We start from the raw sequence: 6777 nt of genomic DNA on the forward strand, positions 1-6777 counted from the left end.
CATCCCGCTCCGCGGGATGCCCCGCGGCAGGCCGCGTGGCAGTGAACGGCTCCGCTGACGCTCCGCCAAATTCCCGCGCAAGCGCGGGAATTGAATTCCGCAAGCGGAATTCTGAAAGCGCCTCAATTCGCGCAAGCGCGAATTGAGGGCATCCGCGCAAGCGCGGATGCTAGGGCTGGCAACAAAGGGAGGGTGCATCATGCTTACGCCTGTGTAGGGTTTGGGATTCCCGGCCACCCCCCTGGAAGGGTGGGTGACGGGCCGTCAGTCTGACGAAGTGTCCGGTCCATCGAAGAGACGGGCTCCGCTGCGCTCCACCCGAACCACTCCCCTGTCCCGAGGTTGTTTTGCTGCGAGCGCCGAGCGGAGGATGCATCATCCTTGATGGCTGTGTACGGATTGGGAATCACGTCTCCTACCGGGTGGGCCCTTCAGGATGGCTTGAAATGAGGCATTCAGTTCCATTGAACTGCGGGAGAATAAGAGTGTCTGAAGGGGCGGCAACCTCATCAGACGGCCCACTCTTCCAGCAGGCAAAGGACTGAGGATGAAACTCAAGCCTATCTCGATGGATGTATTCGCTGAAGCTCGGGAGGAAGCCCACGCGGTGCTCGCGCACATAATGGTGCGGCTGGCCCCGGGTGAGCACGTCTTACGGCTGGGCGTCGACATGGACGGCCAGGAACGCCCTCTGAGTGCCACGCTCCCGCTGACCGTTGAGGGAGACGGCGGCAGGGACGATCTCGTGGGCGCGGAGGAGCGGTACTTCGACAACTTCGTGTTCCTGCTGGCTTGCGGGCTGGCGCAGACGCTGTGCCACGGGGTCATGTACCTGCGTTCCCCCGCAGGCGAGGACCAGGGTGCGTCCTGCACCGTGCAGGCGTGGCATTTGGCTTGGGGTGTGCTGGAGGAGTGCAGCGCCGCCGAGGCAGCCGAGCTGATCGGACATGGGGAGAGGGCGGCGGCTTTCCTGGACGCGCCTGGTGTCCACCGTGAGGACGACGGGGACACGGAGGCGGTCTACCCGCCGGTGGCCTACACGGTCCTGTAGGAAGCCTGGGCGGGCTGTGGATGGCGACCTGGCCCGCCCTTTCCGCCCCGGTTCCCGCCGACGGGGCACAGGGCCGGGGTGCGGGACCCTCGGCACCCCGGCCCACCATTGAAGGCGCACCGCGCCGTGCTCGCCTGGTCGGCGCGCAGCGCGACCCAGGTTCCCGCTTGCGGGAACCTCTCCCGTTTTGAGCCCCCGGCTTGCCGGGGGCTTTTCGCTTGCCTGGCGCGCAGCGCCAGGCCACCCGCTCCGCGGGATGAGATTTTCTTGTTCTGCTGCGCCTTTTTTGTTTGGGCGGTTTTTGATGCTGGCGGGGAATTGTGTTTCCGGTAGGTCGGCAAACCTGGTCCGGAGAGTTCCCCGCCAGCGGCCCCTTCCAGCGGAGGCTCATCAATCCTATGGGACGGTAGGTTGTATGGCGGGTGAGAAGTCGAAGGCAGAGGCGGGGAGTTGATGGTGTCGGAGGGCGTGTCGCTGCGCCTGCTGCATGAGGGTCGGTGGGTAGTCAGCCGGGCGTGGATCGCTGGGCTGACGGGCGCATCGGCTGCGACGCTCGCTCGCTGGTACGCCGAGCGGCATACGCGGCCGGAGGGGTGTCGGCATCCCGAGGTGGTGTACACGGTGGGGCGGACACACTACTTCGATCAGCAGGCCGTGGAGGCGTTCTGGGCGGCCTGGCAGGAGGACGTCGGTACCGGCCGGCTAGGAACGGCGGGGCGCAAACCGGGAGACGGGCGCGGTGGCTACGGCGGGGCTGACCGGGCGCGGCGGGAGCAGGCGGTTGCCGTGGCCCTGGCTGCGTTGCGCGCGGAAGGTGGCTACCGGCGGGGCATGGCCGCGCGTCTTGCTCGCGAACACGGTGGGGTGGCACGCAGCTGGCAGCGCGCCCTGAACGAAGCCCGCGCGCTGTACGAGGCGGGAGGCGCCGGCACCGGGTCCTGAATCCTCGTGCACGCCACTCCTGCGTGCGGCGCTGCGCGGAGGCGCTGCCGACGCGCAATAGAGACGACGCCGCCTCGATCCCCCGACGGTGCGCTCCCGTACGCCCGCCCATTCCTTCCTTCTCTTTTGTTGGTGGGGCGCGGGAGTGTGCAGAGGGGGATGTCGGGCTGGCGACCATGGCTGGTCAGGCGTGGTGAGCTGCGTTGACGTGGGCAAGTGGTCGCTGGGGGCAGGCAGTTGTCGGCGGGGATGTCGGCGGAGTTTATGGAGGGGTTGTCGGCCTGGTGTGCGGCGGGGTTGTCGCATCGTGACCGTGGTCGGGTCTTCGTGGTCGGTGGTCTGGTCGGGGCCGGCTGATGCCATGGCCATGCGCGGCGGCGGTCAGGACGGCGCTGCGCCATAGGGAAGGGGCGAGGCGATGGCGCGTGGGGACGCGGGCGGTGGAGACCGGCTGGCGCTGGCGGTGCTGGCGCAGTACCGGATGGCCACGACGGAGCAGATGCACCAGCTGATCGCACCGGGGGTGCGGATCGAGCAGACACGGCGGCGGCTGGTGAAGTTGCAGGGCGAGGGGCTGATCGACCGGATCACGCTGCCGCAGGCCGGCCGGATGCGGGTGTGGTTCGTGACCCAGTACGGGGCACAGGTCGCCTGCGAATGGCCGGAGTTACGGGACTGGCAGCCTGCCAGGCTGGGCTGGGACCGCACGGCCGCACGCCTGCGGGTCTATCACGCCCTGACGGTGACCCAGACCGCCCTGGCCTTCGTGCAAGACGCCCGCCGCCGCAGAGACGTGTGCCAACCTCTGGACTGGCTCACCGAGGTCTACCACCCCCTCGGGGGCGGCGAGGCCCTCATACCCGACGCCCTGCTCTACTACCAGCGCCGCCGCCAGGACGGTGATGGAGGGTCGATGCTGCGGGCGTTCGTCGAAGTCGACCGGGCCACCATGGGCCCCGAACGCCTCGCCGCCAAGATCACCGCCTATGAGCGGCTCTACCGGTACGTGCCCGCATCCGTCCCCGCCGGGCGGGCCCGGAGCGTCGTACACGAGCTGCCGGTGGAGGAATGGCGACGGAAGTACCCGCTCTTCCCGCGCGTGTTGTTCGTCCTGGACGGCACCGGCCCCAAAGGGGTCGACAACCGGCTCAGCGCCCTCCACGCCGCAGCCGGACTGACCCAGGCCGACTTCCGGCACCAGGTACCCATCCGTGCAGCTCCGTTGACGGACCTCCTTGAGCACGGACCAGCGGCCCCCGTATGGCGGCCCGTTCATGATCCCGAACAACGCGTCAGCTGGATGCAACCCTGACCGACCGCCCCGCCCGCACGGAATTAGCACACCAACCACGACTGCCTGCCTCCTCGCCAGAGGCCTCTCTTCCATGCCTGGGCCGTCGGTCAGCTCAACCGAAACTGGACACTGTGCGAACTGGGCCGACCAGGCAAGCAGATAGAGAACAGGCAGTCAGCTTGACGTTTTTGGTCCGCCGTCGAACGGGTCTCGAACTTGTTCGGGGTTTCCCAGTTCACGGCGTGTCCACGGGACTGGGGCCCGATCCTGCGCGAAGAGGTCGGCGCGGCGGTGGAGGCCGGATCGTGGGACAGGTCGAGTACAAGGTTCAACGAGACGCGTTCGCAGCGGTGACGGCGTTCCGCACCGAGGTGTACGCCTCCCTGCTGGCCTGCCGTGATGCGCTCTTCGGGTTGTGCGACGCGCTGTTGTGCACCGACGGTCCGGTCCGCACGCTTGTGGACTTGGCCCTCGCGCCCGAGCACCGGCGTGGCCACGGCGCCCTGTACGCCGGGCTGAATAAGGGCCGGATAGACGTCGCCCGGCTTCGGCGGGCCTTGGTCGGGGTTCCGTTGCCCCGGGCCGCCGACGGGCGCCTGGTGCTCGCGGTGGACGTGTCGCCGTGGCTGCGGCCGGACGCGGAAACCTGCTCCGACCGGTCGTTCTGCCACACCTTCGGCCGGGGCCTGGGCAAGCACCAGATGGTGCCCGGTTGGCCGTACTCGATCGTCGCCGCGCTGAAGACGGGCCGCACGTCCTGGACCGCGCTGCTGGACGCGATCCGGCTGGAACCGGGTGCCGACGTCGCGGCCGTCACCGCCGCCCAGGTCCGCGAGGTCGTCGAACGCCTCATCGCGGCCGGTCAGTGGCAGCAGGCTCAGCCGGACGTCCTCGTCGTCCTGGACGCCGGGTACGACGCGCCTCGGATCGCGCACCTCTGGCGGACATGCCGATCGAGGTGTTGGGCCGGCTCCGTTCTGACCGGGTGATGCGCAAGCCGGTCCCTGTCCCGTGGATCTGCCCGCCGCAGGGCGGACGTCCCCCGAAGCACGGCGGTGAGTTCGTGTTCGGCGACCCGGGCACCTGGGGCAACGAGACGGCGGTTACCTCGACCGTGACGGACCGGTACGGGACCGCGACCGCGCAGGCGTGGGACCGGCTCCATCCCTGGCTGACCCGCAGGGCAGCGTGGGGGGATCACGAGGGACCGTTGCCGATCATCGAGGGCACGGTGATCCGGTTGATCGTGGCGAAGCTGCCCAGCGGCGGGGTGAACAAGCTGGTCTGGCTGTGGTGGTCGGGGACCGGTGCCGCCCCCGGGGACGTCGACCGGTGTTGGCAAGCGTTCCTACGGAGGTTCGACGTCGAGCACACCTTCCGCCTGCTCAAGCAGACTCTGGGCTGGACCCGGCCCAGGCTCCGGGATTCAGCCGCGGCCGACCGGTGGACCTGGCTCGTCCTGGCCGCCCACGCGCAACTCCGCCTCGCCCGTCCCCTCACCGCGGATCTCCGTCGGCCGTGGGAGCGACCGGCGGAACCGAACAGGCTCACCCCGGCCCGGGTCCGCCCAGGGTTCAGGAACCTGCACGCGAAGACCGGCACGCCAGCCCGTGCACCGAAACCCACCCGCCCTGGCCCCGGACGACCTCCCGGATCACCAAACCGGCGCCCCGCCGCCCGCTACGAAGTGGGACGCGTCCTCGTGACCGGTGAGGCCTACACCCGCCCGGCGCACCACAAGGTCGGCACAAAACCTCGTCGCACCGGATCCGGCACCTGACGCCTTCGGGAGCGGCTCTACGCTGCGGGCATGCCTAAGATCAGGTTGAACAACGACACCGAGAAGATACTTACAGTCTGGATCGAGCCGTTGGGCGAGGACTACTGGATGAACCCCAAGGAGAGGTTCACCATCGCCACCCAAACCGCTGTAAGCGAGGACTCTGACGAAGCACCCTTCGACGTCGTCTTCCATGACCAGGGAGTCAGTGTCTGGGTGAACATCGGCTTTGAAGCCGTCGTCCGAGACCAGTCCGGCACCGAAGTGGACTGCGGCCACCAACGTCCCCTCGAAGTCATGAGAAAATGGACGGAGGAAGCCGAAGCCGCAGCCCAGCGGACCGCGCACTCATCCACTCTCCGCGACCTCACTCGCGAGCACGCCGCCGCCATGCGCCGAGCACTCACTCAGGCCGAGGCCACCGACAAGCAAGCTCACCAGCGTCCAATGACACCGTGACCACGCAGTCATTGGTTAAACGACAAGGTCAGAGTCAGGCCGGCTGTGGCGGCCGCACATAGGGCATGCTTCCCGGAGCGCACGCGGGGAGGGAGCGGCCGATGCACGGTCCTTTGGGGTACTGCGACGCGGTCAGATTGCCCGGCGAAAGTCTCGCAGGCAACTGCTCGAACCCGGTCACCGAAAGCCTCCGCCACGGACCAGGAACCAACAACTCCCCGGCAGCGGAACTGGGCGCTCCCTGCTTGGAATTGTCTGCTGCTGGGAGCCGAGGTCAGCGAGAAAGGCGCGCGTCCGACAGCTACGCCGACCGTCCTTCGCGGTTCACACCACCGGCCCTTTCCTCGCAGCGGTCTCCCGGCCGAGACCGGCGCCACTCCTCAAGGGCCTGATCCAGTAGGTTGCCGATCAGATCACCGAGGTACCAGCCTTTCTCGTAAGCCATACGCCGCAGGTCTTCACGCTCGGCTTCGGCCAGGGTTATGAACTCCGGGTGTGCGTCCTCTTGTTGGTAGCCGCAGCACAGCACTCGCATGCAGTGGCGCGTGGGTGGCTTGATCTCCCGGGACTCCCACGGCGCATAGGGGTAACGCTCCATTCCTTCAGCGCATCGTTGGGCTTCTTCGTGCTTGTCCCGGCGCAACCGCGGAGTGCGCTTACGTCCGTAGTGGTGCTCGAACCACTGGCGCCGAGCGGGTTCGCGTATCTCACGCAGTACCTGAGCTACACGATCGTTGATCCCTTCAACGAGATAGAGCGGCAGCGCATGGCGGGCGAAGCCGACTTTCGGGTACGCATGATGCAGCTTCATGTCACGCGCCCACTCAACCGCGGACTTCTTCTGCTTCCAACCGTTACACCGGTCGCACGCAGGCACGAGATTCCACCAGACGTCCCGCCCCGCCGGGCCCGCCAACGGCACCTCGTGCTCAAGGGTCTGCGACTGCCGCTCGTCGCAATACACACAGCGGCGCCCGTGCGCCATCAAGACCATGATCCATACCCAGAGGGGCTGATTCCCCCGGTCCTTGCTCAGCACCTCTTGGCTGGCCCCTGCCATCTCCACCCCTCTGTCACTCACTTCGGCGGCATCGTACGGAGAGCCACTGACAGGCAGCCTGGCCATCGCCCCGGTAGCCAATACCCGGGGCCGGACCTAGTACTGCAACGGTGCTTGTTCTGAGTGCTGGGCAGTTTTCAAGGGCTGTGTCCACGTCGTTTGTAGTGACTGAGTCGTGCTTGATACTGGCG

At 67.6% G+C, this 6777-nt stretch carries 5 protein-coding genes and 1 pseudogene; 5 read left to right on the plus strand and 1 reads right to left on the minus strand.

Annotated features, from left to right (window positions below):
- Window positions 1-607: 607 nt before the first annotated feature.
- The 5 genes and pseudogenes from ACWD11_RS34920 (at window position 608) to ACWD11_RS34940 (ending at window position 5526) form a co-directional block, all read left to right on the plus strand.
- Complete coding sequence (locus ACWD11_RS34920) at window positions 608-1051, plus strand: hypothetical protein (protein ID WP_451287916.1); 444 nt, start codon at window positions 608-610, stop codon at window positions 1049-1051.
- Window positions 1052-1519: 468 nt separating this feature from the next.
- The gene (locus tag ACWD11_RS34925) at window positions 1520-1993 is read left to right on the plus strand and encodes a hypothetical protein (RefSeq protein WP_451287918.1); all 474 of its coding nucleotides are present in this window, start codon (window positions 1520-1522) and stop codon (window positions 1991-1993) included.
- A 418-nt stretch (window positions 1994-2411) separates the two neighbouring features.
- Window positions 2412-3305, plus strand: a complete 894-nt coding sequence (locus tag ACWD11_RS34930) for a replication-relaxation family protein (protein ID WP_451287920.1) — start codon at window positions 2412-2414, stop codon at window positions 3303-3305.
- A 287-nt stretch (window positions 3306-3592) separates the two neighbouring features.
- Window positions 3593-5067, plus strand: a pseudogene (locus ACWD11_RS34935) (NF041680 family putative transposase).
- Window positions 5068-5097: 30 nt separating this feature from the next.
- Window positions 5098-5526, plus strand: a complete 429-nt coding sequence (locus ACWD11_RS34940; protein ID WP_451287922.1) for a hypothetical protein — start codon at window positions 5098-5100, stop codon at window positions 5524-5526.
- A 301-nt stretch (window positions 5527-5827) separates the two neighbouring features.
- Here the strand turns inward: ACWD11_RS34940 and ACWD11_RS34945 are convergent, their stop codons facing one another.
- Entirely contained in the window at window positions 5828-6586 is a 759-nt protein-coding gene (locus ACWD11_RS34945) for an HNH endonuclease (protein ID WP_451287924.1), read from the minus strand.
- Window positions 6587-6777: the final 191 nt, after the last annotated feature.

It is taken from the genome of Streptomyces sp. NPDC002776, from assembly GCF_053592195.1.

What these genes read in the sequence shown, in the direction of transcription:
- ACWD11_RS34930 (WP_451287920.1), top strand. Translation starts at nt 2,412, where the DNA reads ATGGCGCGTGGGGACGCGGGCGGTGGAGACCGGCTGGCGCTGGCGGTG.
- ACWD11_RS34945 (WP_451287924.1), bottom strand. Translation starts at nt 6,586, where the DNA reads ATGGCAGGGGCCAGCCAAGAGGTGCTGAGCAAGGACCGGGGGAATCAG.
- ACWD11_RS34940 (WP_451287922.1), top strand. Translation starts at nt 5,098, where the DNA reads ATGCCTAAGATCAGGTTGAACAACGACACCGAGAAGATACTTACAGTC.